Genomic DNA, 19290 nt, shown 5'->3' on the forward strand with positions numbered 1-19290 from the left:
TAACAAAAAGGGAGCTAAGCTCCCTTTTTTCTTATCTTCATAATGCTACTTATCCCACAAAAATAATTGGGAGTATCTCTGTTCAAATACGGTACCTATCAAACTCCATACAAGGCTATCCTTCAAAATTCAGCCATTATATTAGCGCTGATTTTTGTAAAAGTCTCTCAATAACAACTGCAATCTCCGCCCTCGACATACCTTTTTGGGGTGCAAGAGTAACATCAGTCCTACCAGATATAAGGCCCGTCTTTAAACAAGTTGCAACACTGTTTCTTGCATAGTTTGCAACGAGCTCAGCATCTTCATATTCGGCAAATAGCCCAGCAACCTCATCATCACGCAAAGAAGCCTCCATACCCGTTAACTTCATTGTTCTTGCAACAATCGCCATTACTTGCTCCCGGGTAATTTCTTCTTCAGGTCTAAAGGTTCCATCACTATACCCTGCAATAAGACCATACTGTACGGCAGTCGTAATGTAGCTTGCATACCAATCCGTTTCCGATACATCCGTGAAGTTTTCACTACCATTCCCCGCTTCAAGCCCCAGAGCTTTTACCAAGATTGTAGCAAATTCAGCGCGATTGACTTGACTATTGGGAGCATACTCGTTATTTCCAATACCGGACACAACCATTCTCGCGCCCATTTCATGGATAGAATTCTGTGCCCAATGATTCTCAATATCCGTAAAAATAATCTCATTATCGATCACAGCATAGGTACTGTTTGTCAGGCTACTAATTTCTGCAAAATAGTCACCATCAATTACTAGCATCCGGGTCGGTACATGGCGAGTACTTCCATCTGAATTAATGGCTATTCCTGTTAAGATGCTCGTTTGATCTAGCGCGACAGAAATGGCAATTCTTCGTGTTACGTATGAGCCAAAACTGTTTACCAAGATTTCTTTCCCATTATATGTGCAACGAATGGTGAAATCTTCAGCCGGGCTCACAATCGAAAACTTATTTTTTTGAGCTGCCTCTTCCAGCATATCAACCATTTCATCAGATGCCTCGCTAATGCGAATCTCCACCGTAATGTCTTTTAAAGCAACTCCTTCACCGAAGCGATTTGCAATGTCATCAATTGCAATCAACTTGGCTGGCAATCGATAACTAGTATTTTTCGTTAGCATCTCAATCGTTGATTCTTTCGACTCCAAATCTTTGATTGTCTGTCCATTTATTAAACTAGCGCATATACTTGAACCCGTTTTTATCGGGATTACAACTTCTGCACCCTGAGCTCTAGATTTAAGGATCTCACAAAGTTTCTCATCAGAAACCGTCAACATTGTAGTAGACTGGGCATTACTAGTTTCTGTTCTAAGGCTTCCCGCAAATTCTTTGTCATCATCCACATAAATAGCTACATATTCATTAGTACTATTATCCGACGAGGCTCGAGTAGCACTTTTTGTGAACACCACTTTCCCCTCAAGCTTGTTGAAATTGTTACTATCTGATGAAAATGTCCAGTAATAGGTTTCTCCTTTTTCTGCCTTGACATATGACATAAGTGGCGTCCCGTTCGAATCTTTCCATGAAATTGTACCAGGAACCATAACATCATTAAACTGAACACCACTTAAATCCACCTTGATTTTTTCAAACCGGTCGGCTTTTTCTTGAAAGGTAGGTGTTCCTGTTAGATTGGCCTTGAAGATATTGATACCCGTTACAATCTTTTCAAAATCATTATGGTTTTGATCACCTTGGATAATAATCTTCACTGTATAGGTTCCGGCATTCATCGGTTTCCCTGGAAGGAACTCTGTTTCCCCTTCACACATATAACTATATTCAGAAGAAATGTTAGATTCCGTTAGAATCTCTACCGACTCGCCATCATAGATTTTTTCTGTTTCAATCTCATAATCATCCAAATAATTATCCTTAGAAATTACTGGAAGAATAGTCGTGCTTAACGGTTTGTAGTCTTCAGCATTCCGATTTGGTATAAATATGATTTCATATTTAGAATCTCCATCCACCGGTGGAAGTACGTTTGGATCCTGTGCTTCGCTCCAAGCCCAGGTTCCTGTTATTGGTTCCTCCCCAAATTTCACCATGCCACCTATAATCGGGATAGACTCCAACTTTGTGCCATAGACTGCATTTGCCCTTGGTGGTATCTCAACAATCAGGGTACCCTTTTCCGTAGAAATCGTTGTTCCTGTACTAGATTCCGAAGAAGCAATCGGTTCTTTCTTCTTGATTCTTTGATAAAAAGTATAGTTTGTATTTGGCGATAGGTCACTGAAATAAGGACTATCCTGCCATGATAAGTTATCCCGCTTATACTCGCATCCATTTACTGCATTCAGAACTATGCTGGTTGCAGTTTGGCTTTCAAGCGTCGGTGCGCTTGGAGTTGCTGGTAGGGTAGTAAATTGAATCGTATCCGTATATGTAGTTACGTTGCCAGCGAAATCCACGGCTGCTACATAAACATAATACTGAGATTTTGCAGCCAATCCTGATAGTTCAAACGTCTTGTCTATTTCTGTTCCATTCTCGATGATATGTTCCGGGGTGCTATTAACATTTGATATACAGATCTTTTCAATACCACTCGTTTTATCATATGGTGTGATTGTTATCGAAGCACTTTGTGACGTTATTTCCTTTACGATAGTTTCCAAAATAGTTGGTCTAGTCTGATCTATTTTAATAGCATTGGTAAATATTTTATCTTCGACTGTATTGCTACTAATCTCTTTCAAATAATATTCAAACGATTTCCATGAACAATCATCCGTGAATTGAATTTTATCAAAAAAGTTCTGTCCATCTGTACTTACAGTATAGCCAGTTGGAGCCACGAGATTCACTTGCCCAATGTACCAATCATTTTCCCCAAGCGTGCCTTCAACGGTTGCAACAGGCGCTGAAATATTTGATGCAGGAACCATGACTGTAGCTATTTCACCACTATTATAATACTCTGTTTCTTTATACCTAACATAATAGTTCCCCTTGGATAAACCAGTTATGTCAGCTCCACTACATGCAACCCAGTCACTCTGATCTATGCTAAACTCCATTTTTTCATTCGTTCCTGTTATTATTCCATCGGAATAGCCAATGAATCTTGGAGCAAGGCCTAGTAGATTTTCGGGCGCATTTTGTTCTCCTTTGGTTATTGTAATCTCTAAAGAGTTTTGAACACCGTTACCATCATTGGCAACAGCTATTACCGTGACCTTGCCAATCGATTCGCTCGTTAAAAGTCCACTAGCATTTATCTTTGCTTTTCCAGTTCCATTTTCGACAGACCAACTTACAGATTTATCTCTTGCATCCTCCGGACTCGCTATTGCAACCATTTGTAAAGTATCTCCATATGCAAGGGTATCTTTATCATTTTTAGATGTAACTTCCAATGATTCAACCTTAATTGGAGCAACCCAATATTCTGTGCTAAGCCTTGGTATGTCCCCTTCCTCTTGAGTCCATGTTAGATAACGGGTATCCGATAGGTACGATTTATCCAAATTCTTATTTAAAAGTTCGGATAATGGCTCATCTGTTGAAGTATAATTGTAAAAACAATTATCTGAAACGGCTGTTCCCAACATATTATTCGGCGTCCATAGCGTGTTATAGTAGCAGCTATCCGCATAATAATTCATGCTACCCTCTCCCATAACTTGACCGAAGCCATTCATATTCTCAATCATCCCAGCGTTGAATACGTTCCCCAATTCGCCATATTGGTTCTTGCCTACTATACCACCGTGGTTTTGCATCGTGTAATATGAATTTTCTGTGTTCTTTGCAACAAATGCCATATTATAACAATTGAATAAAGACCCAAAATAATTGTATCCAGCTATTCCACCGACTAATTCAACCCCAGACACTATTGTATAAGCGTCAGTACTGCAGTTATATACTTGCACTCCATTATGTCCAACAACTCCTCCAACCCTTCTATGGCCTGTAACATCCGAGTCAACAACCGATATATTGTATACAGTCCCGTAATTCAAGCCCACCGCAAGGCCTACCATATCCTTCCCATTTACCCTACCATTCGATAAAACAAGATTACAAAGTGTCCCTCCTTGCAATATCCCGAACAAGCCACTGTAACTACTCTGATACTCTACTGTGAAATTTGATATTTCATGACCTTTTCCATCCAGAGTTCCCTGAAATCTCTGGTCAGGTGAAAAACCGTTGATACCTATTGGAACCCATTTTTCATAAACACCCAAATCAATATCTGATGCTAATTCAAAATATTTACCAACATAGGTACTGCCTCCATTAACATTTGCGCCGAATTGGGCAAAGTCTTGTGGCGAATCAATACTGTAGGGATCATCCTTTGATCCATCCCCTCCACTAAAAAGATAGCTAGAGTTTGCAATAGGCAAATCTAAGACTATAGCGCTACATTCATCAATCTGTACACCAAAAAACAATGTCGCCATCAAACAAAGGGTCAGCAGTGCAATAACAGGTCGCTTTTTCATCTTGTCCTCCGATACTAAAATATGTTTTATTCTTTTGTGTAATACTATCTGCATTATCTGTATTGGAATCGCCGGCATATTGCTAACCTAAAAATCAACACCACACACCTTCATCTACTTTACATATTGATATTGATAAATACCTAAAACATATTCAGAGGCGCACTATTATGAGCTGCAAGTTTCTGCTCACAGTATGCAAAAACTTGATAAATAGCCATTGACTATTTAATATTACTATATTCAAAATACTATTGCACGGGTTATTTTGTATACGATAGCAATAGTATGTTAAGCATATACTAAAAATATCATCCCTATGCCTACAAGCAAAACTTCCATCTTCAGACTTCAAGCTGCGTATGTTTTTATTAAGAACTGCTATTTGCTATTTATGGATTCTGTAAACTGATGCACCATTTTTGGGTCGTATACAATTAAGTGCGCAAAAGTAATTTTCAAAAAAGGAAAGCCATCAGGAACTCCGAATTAGGTAAGTGACGAAACTATCCGAAAAGGAGATCAACTGATGACTCATCTTAATTCTAATCTACCCTTTGAAAAATGCTACTCAAATTCATGACTGCTGAAGATCCTATGCTAGCGATGCTGAACTGGCTTTGCGATCAACTCATGCAAGTTGAGTTTGCAGAAGAAATCGGTGCTGGCAAATCTGAGCGCACCGAAACCCGTAAGAAGTATCGCGCAGGATACCGTCCAAGACGTTTTGACACCAGAATGGGCAGCATGTACTTGATGGTACCCAAACCACGTAAGGGAGGCTATATACCCTTCTTCGTGACTGAACGGAAACGATCCGAAGTGGCTCTGATCAATGTTATACAAGAGGCATTCATCAACGGAGTTTCCACCAGGAAAATCGAGAAGCTTGCCAAGGGCCTAGGTATTGAATCTATTTCAAGGAGCCAGGTCAGTAATATAACCAAGGAATTACAGTCTCAGGTAGATGCATTTTTGAACCGGAAATTGGATAAGGAATATCCTGTCCTTTGGGTCGATGCCCTTTACGAAAAGATTCGCGTTGATGGGCATGTCGCCAATATGGCAGTCCATGTTGTCTGTGGTCTCAGAACCGATGGTACCAGGGATATTCTGGCCGTTGAACCCATGTATGAAGAGTCCAAGTCTAGCTACAATCACATGTTTGACTCTTTGAAGGAACGTGGCTTAGAGAAAGTCTGGCTGGTTGTCAGCGATGCTCACAAAGGGCTCGTGGCCTCTGTGAAAGAATCGTTCATCGGTACTACATGGCAACGTTGCAAGGTTCACTTCATGAGAAACATCTTGGCGCATATACCTGCAAAGGAAAAGAAATCCTTTGCCGCAAAACTTAAAAACATATGGCTTCAGCCTGATGAACAAGCTGCACGGTCCTATGCAAACCTGATTATGGATGAATACGAATCCCGTTTTCCTAAAGCGATTGAAACACTGGAAGATGGGCTTGAGGACTCAATTAGATTCTACGAATTTCCTCGAATTGACTCTCGTAAGATTTCATCTACAAATATGATTGAGAGACTCAACCGAGAAATCCGCCGTCGTTCCGGTGTTGTAGGTGTTTTTCCTACTGTTGATTCATATGTCCGGCTAGTCACCAGCTACCTTATTGAATACAGTGAAGATTGGTCTACTGGTCGTTCTTATGTAAAACCTGAAACTCTTGAGCTGACTGCTTCTGAGCGCCAACAAGCAGCTTGATCGGCACAATGCCTAATTCAATACTGATGAAATTGCGCACTTAACTTGACACTAACAAAACCTTAGCTTTACATGAATTCAAAAGTATCATCATACGATTTTTCATCTAGTCCAATTATCTTAATATCGAGATTTTCTTCCTTTAACATATTTTCCAACACTTCAATAAATACACCTTTTTCATTTACGCTCTCTACGTTATATTCACCCGTTTCTTTGGAGTTTCCTCCACATTGTTCAGATATACAAGTCTTATCATAACCACAGCTAGGGCTGTAGTTAACAGCAATAATAGAGGGTATGCTATAACCGTTGTCAATATAATCCTTAAATTGTTGGATGTACTGTGTCAGCATGAGTCTACATTGGCTTTTAAAAAAGGGGGTGTCAAATTGATTTTTCACATGTCCCCATCTCTTTATTCCATACATAATCATTTCCGGACAAGGTAATTGAATTAATCCATAACCCTCACTAATAATTCTTCTTACAACTTCGTGCGCTCCTCCAAAAACTGATAGGCCTTCTACTTTAGAATTACAATTGAGCAAACAATGACAGACAACAATAATTTTTTTCTCTCTTTTCATATTTCTCTGTTTCCTCCATTCTAAATAATTACTACGATAGCAAATGAATATACGGCAAATAGTGCATAGGCTATGTAATCTATCTTCGCGTATTCTAAAGTATTTCGATACGTTCGGTTGCTTGTATCCTTAAAGCACCTAGAATCCATGGCTTCACTAATCGCAGTAGAACGATCAAAAGCAGACAAAAATACAGGTATAAGGATGGTTATTAGATTTTTGCCTTTGCTGAAAATATTGCTTCTGAAGTTCGTTCCTCTAGCCATTTGGGCATTCATTATTCTACTTGTCTCATCTATAAGAATCGGAATAAACTTTATCGCAATAATACTAATAAAAGATAAATCAGATACAGGAATTTTTACTCTTTTCAGTGGGGCCAAGATTTTATCGACGCCATTCATAATATCTGTCGTAGTAGTTGTAAAAGAAACCATTGCTCCACCAATGACCAGAAGAATAATTCTAAAAGATAAATGAAGAGCTTTATAGAATCCCTTTCTGCTAATAGTAATAATGCCATATGATTTTACAATATCACCAGAATTGGTTAGTACTTGAAAAATAAACGTAGCAAGTAGTAAGAAAAACAAGGGTTTTATGCAAGAGAAAACAGTTTTAAAAGGCACCTTTGCCAATTTAATTACTCCAGCGAGAAAGATCGCCACTATAAGGAACTCTGGTATGTCTTTTACAGTAAAAAGTAGTATTAGATATATAAATGTTGTGATGAGTTTCGTTCTAGGATCAAGAGAATGAATTATACTTTCTGTAGAAATATATTTAAGACTTTTCATTCAGACACCTCCTAGTTATTAGACAATCATAAATTTCGTCTACTGTTTCATCGATACCGACTAAACTAGCATCCACCGAAAATCCTTTATCCTTAAGGTTCCGAAGCAATATATTAGCCTCCGGGAGTATAATCCCCATAGACTCAAGCTCTTTTTTGTTTTTAAATACTTCTCTCGGAATATCATCAAATACAATCTCGCCCTTGTTAATGGCGATTACTCTATCTGCATATTCGCACACATCATTCATATCATGAGATACTAGCACAATGGTCTTGTTGTGTTTTTGATTCAAATCTTTTAGAATACCTAATATATCATTTTTTCCTATGGGATCTAGACCTGCAGTTGGTTCATCTAAAACAATAACATCTAAATCCATAGCAAGAACGCCGGCAATTGCAACTCGTCTTTTCTGCCCGCCAGATAGTTCAAACGGAGAAGAGTAAAAATTACCTTTATCAATTTTTACAGTTTCTAATGCTGCCTCGGCTTTTTTAAGACGTTCTTCATCTGATAAATCTCGATTTATCAGGCCATAGCAGACATCTTTTATAACAGTCTTTTCAAAGAGCTGTTGCTCAGGATATTGAAATACGATTGAGACTTTGTTAATTAGTTTTCCCCTTTGGTAGTCTTTCTTCGTAACTTTCTCTCCATCTAAGTATATGCTCCCTTTCGTAGGTATTTTAAGGCCGTTTAACATCTGAATAAATGTAGATTTCCCAGAACCTATATGACCAATAATAGCTATGAATTCACCATATTTAATATCTACGTTTACATTTTTTATTGCTTGGTTTTTACCATAGCTATAACTCACATTCTCTAGCCTAATCGACATAATTCTTCCACCAATTCTTCATTTGTTAAAATCGTTTTACTGATTTTCACACCTTTTTCCCTAAGTTTATTGGATATCTGTAGGATCCTTGGCAACTCAAGGCCATACTCTCTAACCTTTTTTGCTCTAGAAAAGATTTCTCTTGGCGTTCCACTCATCCGAACTTTTGACTCATCCATAACAACTACCCTATCCGCATCTATTACCTCTTCCATATAATGTGTCACCAGAACTATGGTAACGTTTGACTTTTGTCGTATCTGTTTGAGCACATTCATGATATCTTCCCGACTTTTTGGATCTTGCATTGATGTGGGTTCATCTAGAATAATATATTGAGGTTTCATTGCCAAAACACCAGCAAGTGAGACCTTTTGTTTTTGTCCAATTGAGAGCTCATCAGTAGAAGCATTTTTGATCTGGTCAATGCCAACTAAAGAAACCGCATAATCGACGCGGTTTCTAATTTCCAAACTATTTAGATTAAGATTTTCTGGCCCAAAAGCCACATCATCTTCCACTTTTGTAGAAATAATTTGGTTGTCGGGATTTTGGAAAACCACGCCAACCTTTTCTCTTATTTCATAAACCTTCTCTTCGTCAAGTGTGTCTATATTATCAACATAGAGAATACCACTAGTTGGTGTAAGGAGTGCGTTACAAAGCCTAGAGAAAGTAGATTTTCCGGAACCATTCTTTCCTAGTATGACCAAAAATTCACCCTCTGCAATAGTTAAATCCATCTCTTTAATTGCAAATACTTTCTCGATTTTTTGAGAATTCTCGTTATATTTTTCATAATAATAATCAATATTCTTCGCTTCTAACATAACGTTCTCCTTTGACAACTTTTATTCTTCGTTTTCTTGTAAAAACTCTTTTTTATACTTAAGAGGTAATGATTTAACAATATAGTAAACAATAATCATCGAACCAACTTTGTCGATTAGGTTATTTTGAATTTTCGCAACAAAGGATGCCGTGAATAAGGAAGCTCCCGCTTTTTTCAAAGATATCACAATAACATCACTCATGGTTCCAGTTAATCCACCATAAACAGCAATACCAATCGGTGTACCGATAAGTGCGCATAAGAAGCTCAGCAAAAGGCCTACTAAAAATGATTTCAATAAACTCATTTTTCTGTTTTTAAATGCAAAACCAACAATTAAACCAATCATTACATTAATAGCTGCAAACGGTAAGTTTTGGATACCAGAGAATAAAATACTCTTAATAAAACTACTCAAGAATCCAACAATCGCACCAATTAACGGTCCAAAAATTATGGCTGAAAACATGGTACCCATTGTGTCGCCATAAAAAGGTAAGTTCAAAGCTCCCACAGTAACCCCTAAAACTATGTTGAGCGCAACACACAATCCGCTTAAAACTAACTTTTTAGAATTGGAAATTTTTTTCATGATTACTCCTCTTTTCTTTATTTAGTATTTCTACACCAATCGAATTAATTCGTCAGTATCCTCTTGTCCATCAATACCATTGGTGTCACTCTTTGCATCCATCGATAAAATAAGTCACTAAATCTAAGTAAATCGAATTAAGATTTATCTGTATGCAAATCATGATACTTTAAGAAGAATATCATATTAAAATTACTTTATCCAATAGATAAATATTATACTATCTAGGCTAATCTAAATTAAACTTATGAAGCTTCTAGCCCTTGTTTTAATAGGATTTTTTAACCTTAAGTGGGAAAATCAGCCATTGAAAAAATTAGACTTTGACCAATTTTATCGGACATACTCACATTCATGAAGCCCGGCAAATTTTGTAATATAAATAGTGATATACTCTCACTACGTAAAAAAGCGAGAGCTTCTCGTTCAAGCAGGCATAAGCAAGCCAACCCCGTATTCCCCACTGTTCCTTTTATTTAAATGCACATCTCATTTCTGATACTGATGCTTATATAATATTTCCCAGTTGGCAATCTACTTACTGTGACAACTTGAGTCTATCGTCATCCGATATTTTCTTTATTATGGTCGCTTTCAGCTTAGGTAGAATCAGATGGTCTTCTGATTAAGTACATATAATGGTGTAAAAACAAAATGAGCCAAAAACTCACAACTCGGTTACAATAAATGTGCTAGCAAATACTAAACCGAGGAGTGTGAATCATGGCTCAGTACAATATTACCCTAACCGAAGAACTCTTGCACGGTCTTTTCGTCTCAGATGGAAAAGATGAAGCTTTTTCTAACCTATTGGAAGAGATATTCAACCAAGTATTGGTTGCTCAATCTAATGACCAAATTGGTGCTGCCCCATACGAACGCACCGACGAAAGGAAGGCTTACCGTAACGGATACAGGGACCGACAGTTGACCACTCGCGTGGGTACTCTGACGCTGCACGTCCCAAGACATCGTAACGGCGACTTCAGCACTGAACTTTTTGAGCGTTACCAGCGCAGCGAGCAAGCCCTGCTTCTGGCCATGATGCAAATGGTCGTGAGCGGTGTATCCTCCAGGAAGGTGGAAGACATCACCTATGAACTCTGTGGCAGGAAGTTCTCCAAGTCTATGGTTTCTAAACTGTGCGAAAAGTTGGATCCCATCGTAAAGAATTTTCAGAACCGTCCGCTCGAAAAGCATTATCCCTTCCTGGTGGTGGATGCCCTTTACCTCAAGGTACGCGAAGACGGCAGAGTACGTTCCAAGGGATTACTTGTAGCGGTGGCTGTTAACCAAGAAGGTTACCGTGAAATCATCGGTTTCAGGGTGGCAGACACAGAGTCTGAAACAAGCTGGAGCGAGTTCTTCTCATCCTTGAAGGACCGAGGTCTTAAAGATGTACATCTGGTCACTTCGGACAGCCACAGAGGACTTGTGAACGCCATCAGGAAACATTTCCAGGGTGCTACCTGGCAGAGATGCCAAACACACTTTTCAAGGAACGTGCTAGACTTGACACCAAAGTCACTGCAGCCAGAACTGAAAGAACATCTACGTAGGCTCTACGAAGCTGTTGACCTTGAAAGTGCCAACAAAGTTCGTGATGAGATTATGGACAAGTACGAAACCAAAGCATCACGTGCAATGAATCTTCTAGATGAAGCCTTTGCCGATGTCACAGCTGTTCTCAGCGTTCCCTTAAAATACAGGAAACGGATCCGAACCAGCAACGGCATTGAGCGACTAAATCAGGAGATTCGCCGTAGAGAGCGAGTCATACGGATCTTCCCGAATGAGGCTTCGGTTATCCGTCTCATTGGCGCCCTACTCATGGAACAGGACGAGAAATGGCAGACTGGCCGCAAGTATTTTGAGATGGCTCTTTACTACCAGACGTTTTCTGAATCTAAGAATTCTGCAAAGGCTGCTGCAGTCGCCTAATCTAAACTACCGAGGAATTTACACACAAATGTGGACTTGACTTATCAATCACCGCAATACATCAAAGGCTTGGTCTCTTTTCAAATAAGAAACCAAGCCAAAACGGTATACTATTTCATTTTTTACTGAAAGATTAGTTCATTCTTCTTGCTATTTATATTACTGATTTTTCTAAGCTAAGTCTACCAGGCAATCTTCCGAGTGAATTACTTATTATGATAGTAATGGTGTAACGACATTGGTCCAAATATAGGATAAAGGTAAGACCAAGGCCATGGCTGGTATCATATCGGCAATGGGAAAACTCTTGATTCCTGCAATGCGAAGCCCAGTGGCAAGGAGCAAGAAACCGCCACAGGCTTTAAAATCCATAATCATCTCTGGTGTCGTCAACGGAAAAATCAACTTGGCACCAACCGCTAGCAAGCCAAGAATTAAGAATTGCGGAACTGCAATCAACGAAACTACGGCACCCAACTGACTGGCAAAAATAGCTGCCGTAAAGAAGTCCAATATAGATTTGGATATCAAGATGGTACTGTCGCCGGTCATCCCAGCATCAATGGAACCATATATGCCGGTACCGCTTGCACAAAACAAGACGATGATGGTTACCAAGGAAGCCATGAATTCATCATGGCTCATATCTGAATGATGTCCTTCAAACAATTTCATAAACGGTTTTTGCATTTGAATGGCCAATCTATGAATCCAGTTACCAAGGTTGGTGAGTAACCCTATCGCCGTACCCAAAACTACGGAAAAAATGACAACTGGCATGTTTTTCATGAGTCCTATGGCAGCGATACCCATTCCGAATGCGCATATACCAAAAATCATGGTAAGCTCCCTTTTCAGCTCTTCCGACAACCTCTTGCCTCCAATAGCTCCCAGAATTCCTCCAAAAAACACAGATAAAACATTAATGATTACTCCAGCTGGCATAATTCTCTCCTCATAATTTAGTCAATTCAATTTATCATAGTCAAGCCTCTTTATCTAGATAATTAAATAAAAGGAAAGCCATCAGTGAACTCCGAATCAGGTAAGTTACAAAACAAACCGAAAAAAAGACCGCCTGATGGCTTGGCCTAATTTGAATGCTCCTTTTGAAAACATTCCACTTAATTTCATGACTGCTGAAGATTCATGCTAGCCATACCTACCTAGTTTTGTGAGCACCTCATAGATTTTGAATTCACAAGTGAAGTAGAGCAGGTAAATCCCAATATACTGAAACCCAAAACTGATGAAATTGCGTAGTTATCCTGATACTAACCTTCAGGTAGAAACTTGTAGCAATAAATATTATTTTTTTATACCATGTTCCGAGTTGCTGAATGCCTAATTATTTTGATTTATCGTAGCCCAAACACACTAATTGATCCTTTTTATTTATATATTTCTCCAAATTTATTAAAGCTCAAATATATATGTTCAATATAATTATCAACATTTCTAATTTTTGGTATCACTACACTTCGGGTATTCCCGTGACCAATAAGCATTCCATTCTTTATACTTACTTTGTCCGGAGAAATATCCACCCAATTATTTTGAAATAATTCTGGATTCAAGAGTGCTGCAACAGCTAGAATATCCCATAGGTATATCCCCTTACTATGAAACACTTTTTCTACCCCTTCGAACCAGTATATGGCCTGTTCATATAGCCAACCTTCAAATTTACTTCCCTCTTTCAGTTTGTCGAATCTTCCTCTGGTAAAAAATCCATCTAAACACGTATTCCCAGTAGCGATAATGAGTTTATTGGCATGTTGTAATACATGTAGCGCCGCTTGATAATGAATCGAAAAGTTCAACTCTCGTAAAGAGGTATTATTTATTATTAAAGGTTCGGTGATGCCTCCCATAAGTGAAATCGCATTTATCTTATTATAGAATGTATGGTCCAGTTGCCAGGCGTGGTAAAGATTTGTCAGGGAGCCCAAGCCAATTAACGATAGTTCTCCTTCATAAGTATTGGCCATGTCTACTAGAAACTTCGCTGCTTCATTGTCCGCACAAGAATCCGTTGTCCCTCTGTAAACAGGTATATTTTCGCATCCAATATCTTTCATAAATCTAACAGTATTCGGAAAGACTATATCCAACTCATTATTTCCAAATGTTGTGCATATACCTAAGATTTCTGTATCTTCTTGTGCCAAAGCATAGATAATGGCAAGCCCATCATCTATATCACAACCACTTACGGAAAACGTATTATCACAATCTATGATTATCTTTCTACTCATTATATAGCATCCTCTTCATAGAGACTGGCAATCTTTGCACTATCGACACCCTGCCTATGCATATATTGCAATTTTTGCATTTTTGCCATGGTCCTTATTCTTCCAAATTTTGTAAATCGGCGCTCAGAAGTTATGATCGTTGCATCAGCCAAGGCAATTTTTTGTCCATATCTTTTTATGTCCATAGACAATTGGTAGTCCTCCATCAAGGGAAGCTCTGCAAATCCTCCTAGCTGATTAAAAAAGTCCCTTTCAATGAATATACCCTGATCCCCAAAAGCTATATTCCTTACTCTCACTCTTACACTGGACATAAAACTGCATATCTTCATGAGAATGCTACTACTATCAAATCTTATTTTAAAACAACCAACTTTATAACCTTCTGAAATTATCCTTTCAATTTCAGCCAATGCACCATCGGATAAAAGGCTATCTGAATGTAAGAATAATAGTATATCACCACTAGCTAGCGATGCCCCGTGATTCATTTGATAGGACCTACCCTTTTTTGATGAATAGGACAGCATATATTTTTCTGCAAGTATCTGATCAGTCCCATCATCGCTGCCACCATCTACAAATATAATTTCACAATGAGGCTTAAATTGTTCCATATATGACATAAATGCTTGGATGTTTGTAGCTTCATTATAAACAGGCACAATTATCGAAATTTTAGCTTGTCTATTCATATTCATAAAAATACTCTTTCTTTATCATGTCCAAAAATTCTTCAGATAAGTAAGATTTTATTTTTGCATAGGTGTATTCATTTACGATGATTTTATTGGGATCTTGGTAAGCCACATAGGCCATAGCGCACCAAGTAATCCCCCGCAAACAGTTTATAGCCACATAATTTTTAACAGATTGCCATAGCTCACTTGCGTCTTTATATTGATTGGAATTTCTACAATATTCTTTTATAAAATGATTAATTTCTTCTCGGGACAAAATAACATCTGTTTTCCAAAATGTTGTTGTTGGCGCTAGAAAATGCCCTAAATCTTGCGCTGGATAAGCACATATTGGCTTTTCCCAGTCCACTAAATAGTTTGCACCATTCTTACCATTAATAAGAAAATTGCCAGAGTTCAATTCTGTATTTATGATGCACCTATATCCAATATCATCCGTATCGATATTTTTACCATATTCTAATAAATCAATAATTTTATCGCTTATTCTTTGGTCCACATAGTCTGAATTTCTATATTTTTCAAACAGGTTTAAACATTCTTCATAAACAGATACGATTGGATTTTTAGGTTTCAATAAAGTATTTGCTTCAGGGACAGGTTCATTGTGAATATCTGCCAAAATCCTAGCCGCTATTTCTAAGTCGCTCCGATAATCCAAATGCCTTCCTGGAAGATATTCCATTACTAAAAAACCATATGGCACCAATTTTTTTCTATCATCATAATAGATTGGTCTCGGTGTCCTTTTTGTTTTCTCTAGCAATACTAGAGCGTCATATTCATATTTAATTTGGTTTTCGAGGTCCATTTGACTATCTGTTGCCACTCTTAAAACCAAATCTTTGCCATAGGTTTTTGACCTAAAAAAATAATTAATATTATATTCCCCTTGACCTAAAATGCTAAATCCCACATCATCAATGCCGAATCTATCCTGAAAATATTCATCTTGTTCTATCGTGCCTAAACATAGTTTATTCATTCTCTTCATTACTTTCCATAATCTGGTTTACAATTTTTCGTGTGTTGCAACAAGCTATATGTTCATCACTTTTTAAAGCATTATATAGGCGTATAAGGTCTTCTCTATCATCTATATCCAATAGAATATTTCCTATCCCATAGCTCAATCCTAGACTTTCCATATTTTCGATTGTTTTTTCAAAAACGGAACTCTTACTATATTCTATTTTGAATATATCGTGATTTTCCGTTTTCATGCCAATTAAGTAGTATCCCCCATCAAATGTGGGCGAAATAACCATTTCCTTATCTTCCAGAATATTAAACGCCTTTTCCAAGTCCGTTTTATGTATCAGGGGAATATCACTGCCTATAAGAATCACTTTATTATAGTCTTCTAAGGCGCTAGCTATGGCATGATACATTTTTTCTCCTATATCCTGTCCTTCTTGTTTGATGAATTGAATATCATTATGAACAATATTTTTTAGAACCTCTAAATCGCCAGCTCCTGCATAGCTAATGATGATATCGATTCCCATTTCTCTTATACTATCATATATGTCCTTTATAAAAGCTGTCTGGAGTTCAACACAAATCTCTTTTGTCAAAAAAGGTACTAGTCTAGTTTTTACTTTTCCGATTTCAGGAATTTTTGTAAATAAAATAATCCCTTTGTCTTTCATAACTATTCACTCCCTCTTTCATAACTTACTCCACTCAAAGCAATTAATAGATCATTGCGAAATGGCTATCCACCATCTTATTTAAGTGAATAGCCATTCTTATGCTAGTTATGCTGTATACTCCTAGCCGTCTTTCTTCTACATTTCTTGCCACTGCCTAGTGTAACTATTTTCCCTTATACGTTCTCATCTCTACAAACAATGCGTTGTAATTACTTTCCTATACTTTTTCCCTTAAACCTATTCACCCATCGAAGCAGTAATGTTTGATTTGTTTTTTTCATGTTATCATAATTATCATTAAACAATAAATCCAATATATGGTAGGAAGTCTTTCCACCCTTCTTCATGGATTCTACACATTCTTGGCAATAGGTAATAATATACTCTGTATTCGCTTCTTGTGCTCTTCTATTGGTATGGGCTTTGGCAATTTCGTCATGGGTTATTGAAACCATACCACCGGCTCCACAACAAAGTGTTTTTCCCTTGCTATGCTGCATTTCCTCTACTGTAAGCCCTAGATCTTCCATTATTTTTCTAACAGAATAATGCATATTTTCTTCTTTTCTGATGGGGCAAGGATCATGAATCGTAAACTCTTTGTCTAAATTTCTAAACCTACCCACCTTGTCTTCTGGTATTCCCAAGTCTGCTATAACTTCCCATAGGGAAATAACCTCAATACCTGGGCTATTATTTTTAATCGTAATATAGCAATTGGGACAACATGTAATAATTCTTTTTATGCCTTTGGTTTGAAATTCTTTCGCAAGAATCCCATAATAGGAATCAAATTCTTCTTTTTTCCCCATATAGCTAGTCGGTTTTCCACAACATTTTGTATATATACCAATACCATCTATTTTCTCTCTAAGATAATTATAGGTGTTCTGTACCGTTTCAGGACTATGTGATAAAAGGGCACACCCTGGAAATAATATTGTGTCAGATTGTAAATTTCGGATGTCGTCCGTGAATAGACTAGAGAAACTGAGTTTTTGATGCAGTTCTACACCTCTAAGATTGAATTCTTTAGGGAGCTTACCATCATAGTTATCTACTGTATTTCTACGCAGTTCTAAAAATAAACTCTTTAAATCCACCGATGTTGGGCAAACTTCCGTACAATACCCGCATAACATACACGAATAGGGTAATGACGGGCTGAATGTCCCTGTAGATTTAAGCTGTCCCAACAGAGTCTTGGGAGAATCAGAAAATGTATCTAGCATGGGACAGCCTTCCATGCATTTTTTACAGCCTATGCATTTTTCTTCTTCTTGAATTATCAAATTCATACTTTTATCTGACAATTTCATGTTTTTCATCTCCCAATCATTTCTCGCAATCTAGCACAGCATCCTACCCTAGCAATAGTTAAAGAGAAGAGTTGCATCCATATAAAACAACCCTCCTATGCTTTTTTATCTTTCAGATTCTTATTCCTATCCATCCAAATCTTTCTTGCCGTAAAGCCTAAGGCACTAACTCCAAATAAAATCAACAGGCCACTTACAAAAGTAGATGGATTAGAAGATTTGGCTGCTGCATACGAATATACAATGGTTGCCGGTAATTGTCCCAAACCTGTCGCTAAAAAAAATCCCCCAAAAGTCATGGGTGTCAAACCAGCAGCATAGCTTATGGGATCAAAAGGTACAAATGGCAATAGTCTGGCGACAAAAATTGTATTCTTTCCATATTTTTCAAAAAAGATCTCTACTTCATCGAGAGCCATTTTACTGGCAAATTTTTCCGCAACCCCTCTACCATAAAACCTAGAAATACCAAAACACAAAGCAGCACCTGCCATAGCACTACTCCACGAAAGTATGGCACCCTGCCACCATCCCCAAATTGCAGCATTGGCAAAGGTTATAAAAAATGCAGGTATTGGTGCAGCGACTGACTGTACTATCATCATCGCAAAAGAAATAGCAACGGCCCATGCACCATAGGATTTAATGTACAGTTTTACCGATTCTACATTTTTAAAAGCCATAAGCATATTCATCAATCCAGTATTTAGGGGTTTAAAAAAGATGAATAACAGTATGGCGACAGCTAGAAGCAAAAGTTTTAGTAGTGTGGCTTTTTTAATTTTTTTCATTTATACCTTCCTATCCTTTTTATATCTTTTCACAATGACTATTAAAACTATAAAAGATAAAATTAGTCTTATATAGATCGCGGATATCTCGTAGGCATGACTAAAATAACCATTTTTTATGGCATACAAGACTGTAGTTCCTGTAATCCAAATGATTGAGTTTATCATGTACTTTTTAAAATTTATACGCATGATTCCGCCGAAATAACTCATCAAATCAAAGTTTATTGGTAGCAGCCTTATCAACACATTCACCAAATTACTTTGCGTGAAATTATTCATTTTTAATTTTCTTCTATTGATCTTACAAATGCTTGATGTTATTGTACTTGGCCATAACGCTTTTCCAATATCATAGCAAATGTATGCCCCTATGATTCTTCCTATGATGCTTACACTAGCACCTAGCATTTCTCCAAATACTGTCGTGTTTGCAAAAATCATCGTTTCGTACTTAAAAGGAAATATCAAAGCTTGAACGATCATTAAGGCTATTGCAACGATCGGTCGCATAAAGCCAAAGGAATTTAAATATCCTATGGTGAACGCGGAACCATTTGAGGTAAAGAGCATCATAATTTGGCTGCTAAAAGACTTAAAAACATCCGATACCATATATAGAATGATTAGTACTAGCAGAATTATCAAATACATATTTTTTTTACTTATGATACTTTGTTTCTTCTCCAATTGAATACCTTCGCCTTTTTGTGTAAACATTGCCGACAAAATCGACATGTATTCCATAAACTAAAT

Annotated in this window: 16 protein-coding genes; 2 read left to right on the plus strand and 14 right to left on the minus strand. The window is 37.6% G+C overall.

Translation table 11 applies throughout. The features are described 5' to 3' along the window. Positions 1–136: 136 nt before the first annotated feature. On the minus strand, positions 137–4492 hold the full coding sequence (locus tag JR334_07170; GenBank protein ID QRN84769.1) for an S-layer homology domain-containing protein: 4356 nt from the start codon (positions 4490–4492) through the stop codon (positions 137–139). Positions 4493–5056: 564 nt separating this feature from the next. Between JR334_07170 and JR334_07175 the strand changes: the two genes are divergently transcribed. Further along, positions 5057–6214: an IS256 family transposase gene (locus JR334_07175; protein ID QRN84770.1), complete on the plus strand. Its 1158-nt coding sequence runs from the start codon at positions 5057–5059 to the stop codon at positions 6212–6214. A 68-nt stretch (positions 6215–6282) separates the two neighbouring features. On the opposite strand, the gene JR334_07180 is transcribed toward JR334_07175, so the two are convergent. The 5 genes from JR334_07180 to JR334_07200 are packed head-to-tail and all read right to left on the minus strand — an operon-like array spanning position 6283 to position 9872. Next, positions 6283–6804, minus strand: coding sequence for a hypothetical protein (locus JR334_07180; GenBank protein ID QRN84771.1), 522 nt, complete (start codon positions 6802–6804; stop codon positions 6283–6285). A 20-nt stretch (positions 6805–6824) separates the two neighbouring features. After that, entirely contained in the window at positions 6825–7601 is a 777-nt protein-coding gene (locus JR334_07185; GenBank protein ID QRN84772.1) for an energy-coupling factor transporter transmembrane protein EcfT, read from the minus strand. After that, positions 7588–8445 (minus strand): energy-coupling factor transporter ATPase, encoded by an 858-nt coding sequence (locus JR334_07190; protein ID QRN84773.1) that lies wholly within the window; start codon positions 8443–8445, stop codon positions 7588–7590. Before JR334_07190 ends, JR334_07185 begins: the two co-directional genes overlap by 14 nt. Then, a complete protein-coding gene (locus JR334_07195; GenBank protein ID QRN84774.1) occupies positions 8430–9275 on the minus strand; it encodes an energy-coupling factor transporter ATPase in 846 nt (281 codons plus the stop codon). The genes JR334_07190 and JR334_07195 overlap by 16 nt, the downstream gene beginning before the upstream one ends. Before the next feature lie 21 nt (positions 9276–9296). After that, positions 9297–9872, minus strand: coding sequence for an ECF transporter S component (locus JR334_07200; protein ID QRN86881.1), 576 nt, complete (start codon positions 9870–9872; stop codon positions 9297–9299). A gap of 720 nt (positions 9873–10592) precedes the next feature. Between JR334_07200 and JR334_07205 the strand changes: the two genes are divergently transcribed. Next, positions 10593–11810: an IS256 family transposase gene (locus tag JR334_07205; GenBank protein QRN84775.1), complete on the plus strand. Its 1218-nt coding sequence runs from the start codon at positions 10593–10595 to the stop codon at positions 11808–11810. Between the two features lie 213 nt (positions 11811–12023). On the opposite strand, the gene JR334_07210 is transcribed toward JR334_07205, so the two are convergent. The 8 genes from JR334_07210 to JR334_07245 all read right to left on the minus strand — a co-directional run bounded on the left by JR334_07210 (position 12024) and on the right by JR334_07245 (position 19281). Further along, positions 12024–12755, minus strand: coding sequence for a DUF554 domain-containing protein (locus tag JR334_07210; GenBank protein ID QRN84776.1), 732 nt, complete (start codon positions 12753–12755; stop codon positions 12024–12026). Between the two features lie 446 nt (positions 12756–13201). After that, complete coding sequence (locus JR334_07215) at positions 13202–14068, minus strand: nucleoside hydrolase (GenBank protein QRN84777.1); 867 nt, start codon at positions 14066–14068, stop codon at positions 13202–13204. After that, positions 14068–14769 carry a TIGR04283 family arsenosugar biosynthesis glycosyltransferase gene (locus JR334_07220; protein QRN84778.1) on the minus strand — a complete coding sequence of 234 codons (702 nt, stop codon included), beginning with the start codon at positions 14767–14769 and terminating at the stop codon, positions 14068–14070. Before JR334_07220 ends, JR334_07215 begins: the two co-directional genes overlap by 1 nt. After that, complete coding sequence (locus tag JR334_07225) at positions 14756–15754, minus strand: aminoglycoside phosphotransferase family protein (GenBank protein QRN84779.1); 999 nt, start codon at positions 15752–15754, stop codon at positions 14756–14758. The genes JR334_07220 and JR334_07225 overlap by 14 nt, the downstream gene beginning before the upstream one ends. Continuing rightward, entirely contained in the window at positions 15747–16421 is a 675-nt protein-coding gene (locus JR334_07230) for a TIGR04282 family arsenosugar biosynthesis glycosyltransferase (GenBank protein ID QRN84780.1), read from the minus strand. Before JR334_07230 ends, JR334_07225 begins: the two co-directional genes overlap by 8 nt. A 212-nt stretch (positions 16422–16633) precedes the next feature. After that, the gene (locus JR334_07235; GenBank protein ID QRN84781.1) at positions 16634–17752 is read right to left on the minus strand and encodes a (Fe-S)-binding protein; all 1119 of its coding nucleotides are present in this window, start codon (positions 17750–17752) and stop codon (positions 16634–16636) included. Positions 17753–17838: 86 nt separating this feature from the next. Beyond that, positions 17839–18534, minus strand: a complete 696-nt coding sequence (locus tag JR334_07240; protein QRN84782.1) for a TVP38/TMEM64 family protein — start codon at positions 18532–18534, stop codon at positions 17839–17841. After that, positions 18535–19281, minus strand: a complete 747-nt coding sequence (locus JR334_07245; GenBank protein ID QRN84783.1) for a TVP38/TMEM64 family protein — start codon at positions 19279–19281, stop codon at positions 18535–18537. Positions 19282–19290 lie beyond the last annotated feature (9 nt).

It is taken from the genome of Clostridia bacterium, assembly GCA_016887505.1.
GTDB lineage: Bacteria > Bacillota > TC1 > TC1 > UBA5767 > UBA5767.

What these genes read in the sequence shown, in the direction of transcription:
- JR334_07175 (QRN84770.1), top strand. Translation starts at nt 5,057, where the DNA reads ATGCTACTCAAATTCATGACTGCTGAAGATCCTATGCTAGCGATGCTG.
- JR334_07195 (QRN84774.1), bottom strand. Translation starts at nt 9,275, where the DNA reads ATGTTAGAAGCGAAGAATATTGATTATTATTATGAAAAATATAACGAG.
- JR334_07240 (QRN84782.1), bottom strand. Translation starts at nt 18,534, where the DNA reads ATGAAAAAAATTAAAAAAGCCACACTACTAAAACTTTTGCTTCTAGCT.
- JR334_07220 (QRN84778.1), bottom strand. Translation starts at nt 14,769, where the DNA reads ATGAATATGAATAGACAAGCTAAAATTTCGATAATTGTGCCTGTTTAT.
- JR334_07235 (QRN84781.1), bottom strand. Translation starts at nt 17,752, where the DNA reads ATGAAAAACATGAAATTGTCAGATAAAAGTATGAATTTGATAATTCAA.
- JR334_07210 (QRN84776.1), bottom strand. Translation starts at nt 12,755, where the DNA reads ATGCCAGCTGGAGTAATCATTAATGTTTTATCTGTGTTTTTTGGAGGA.
- JR334_07170 (QRN84769.1), bottom strand. Translation starts at nt 4,492, where the DNA reads ATGAAAAAGCGACCTGTTATTGCACTGCTGACCCTTTGTTTGATGGCG.
- JR334_07230 (QRN84780.1), bottom strand. Translation starts at nt 16,421, where the DNA reads ATGAAAGACAAAGGGATTATTTTATTTACAAAAATTCCTGAAATCGGA.
- JR334_07185 (QRN84772.1), bottom strand. Translation starts at nt 7,601, where the DNA reads ATGAAAAGTCTTAAATATATTTCTACAGAAAGTATAATTCATTCTCTT.
- JR334_07180 (QRN84771.1), bottom strand. Translation starts at nt 6,804, where the DNA reads ATGAAAAGAGAGAAAAAAATTATTGTTGTCTGTCATTGTTTGCTCAAT.
- JR334_07205 (QRN84775.1), top strand. Translation starts at nt 10,593, where the DNA reads ATGGCTCAGTACAATATTACCCTAACCGAAGAACTCTTGCACGGTCTT.
- JR334_07225 (QRN84779.1), bottom strand. Translation starts at nt 15,754, where the DNA reads ATGAATAAACTATGTTTAGGCACGATAGAACAAGATGAATATTTTCAG.
- JR334_07245 (QRN84783.1), bottom strand. Translation starts at nt 19,281, where the DNA reads ATGGAATACATGTCGATTTTGTCGGCAATGTTTACACAAAAAGGCGAA.
- JR334_07215 (QRN84777.1), bottom strand. Translation starts at nt 14,068, where the DNA reads ATGAGTAGAAAGATAATCATAGATTGTGATAATACGTTTTCCGTAAGT.
- JR334_07190 (QRN84773.1), bottom strand. Translation starts at nt 8,445, where the DNA reads ATGTCGATTAGGCTAGAGAATGTGAGTTATAGCTATGGTAAAAACCAA.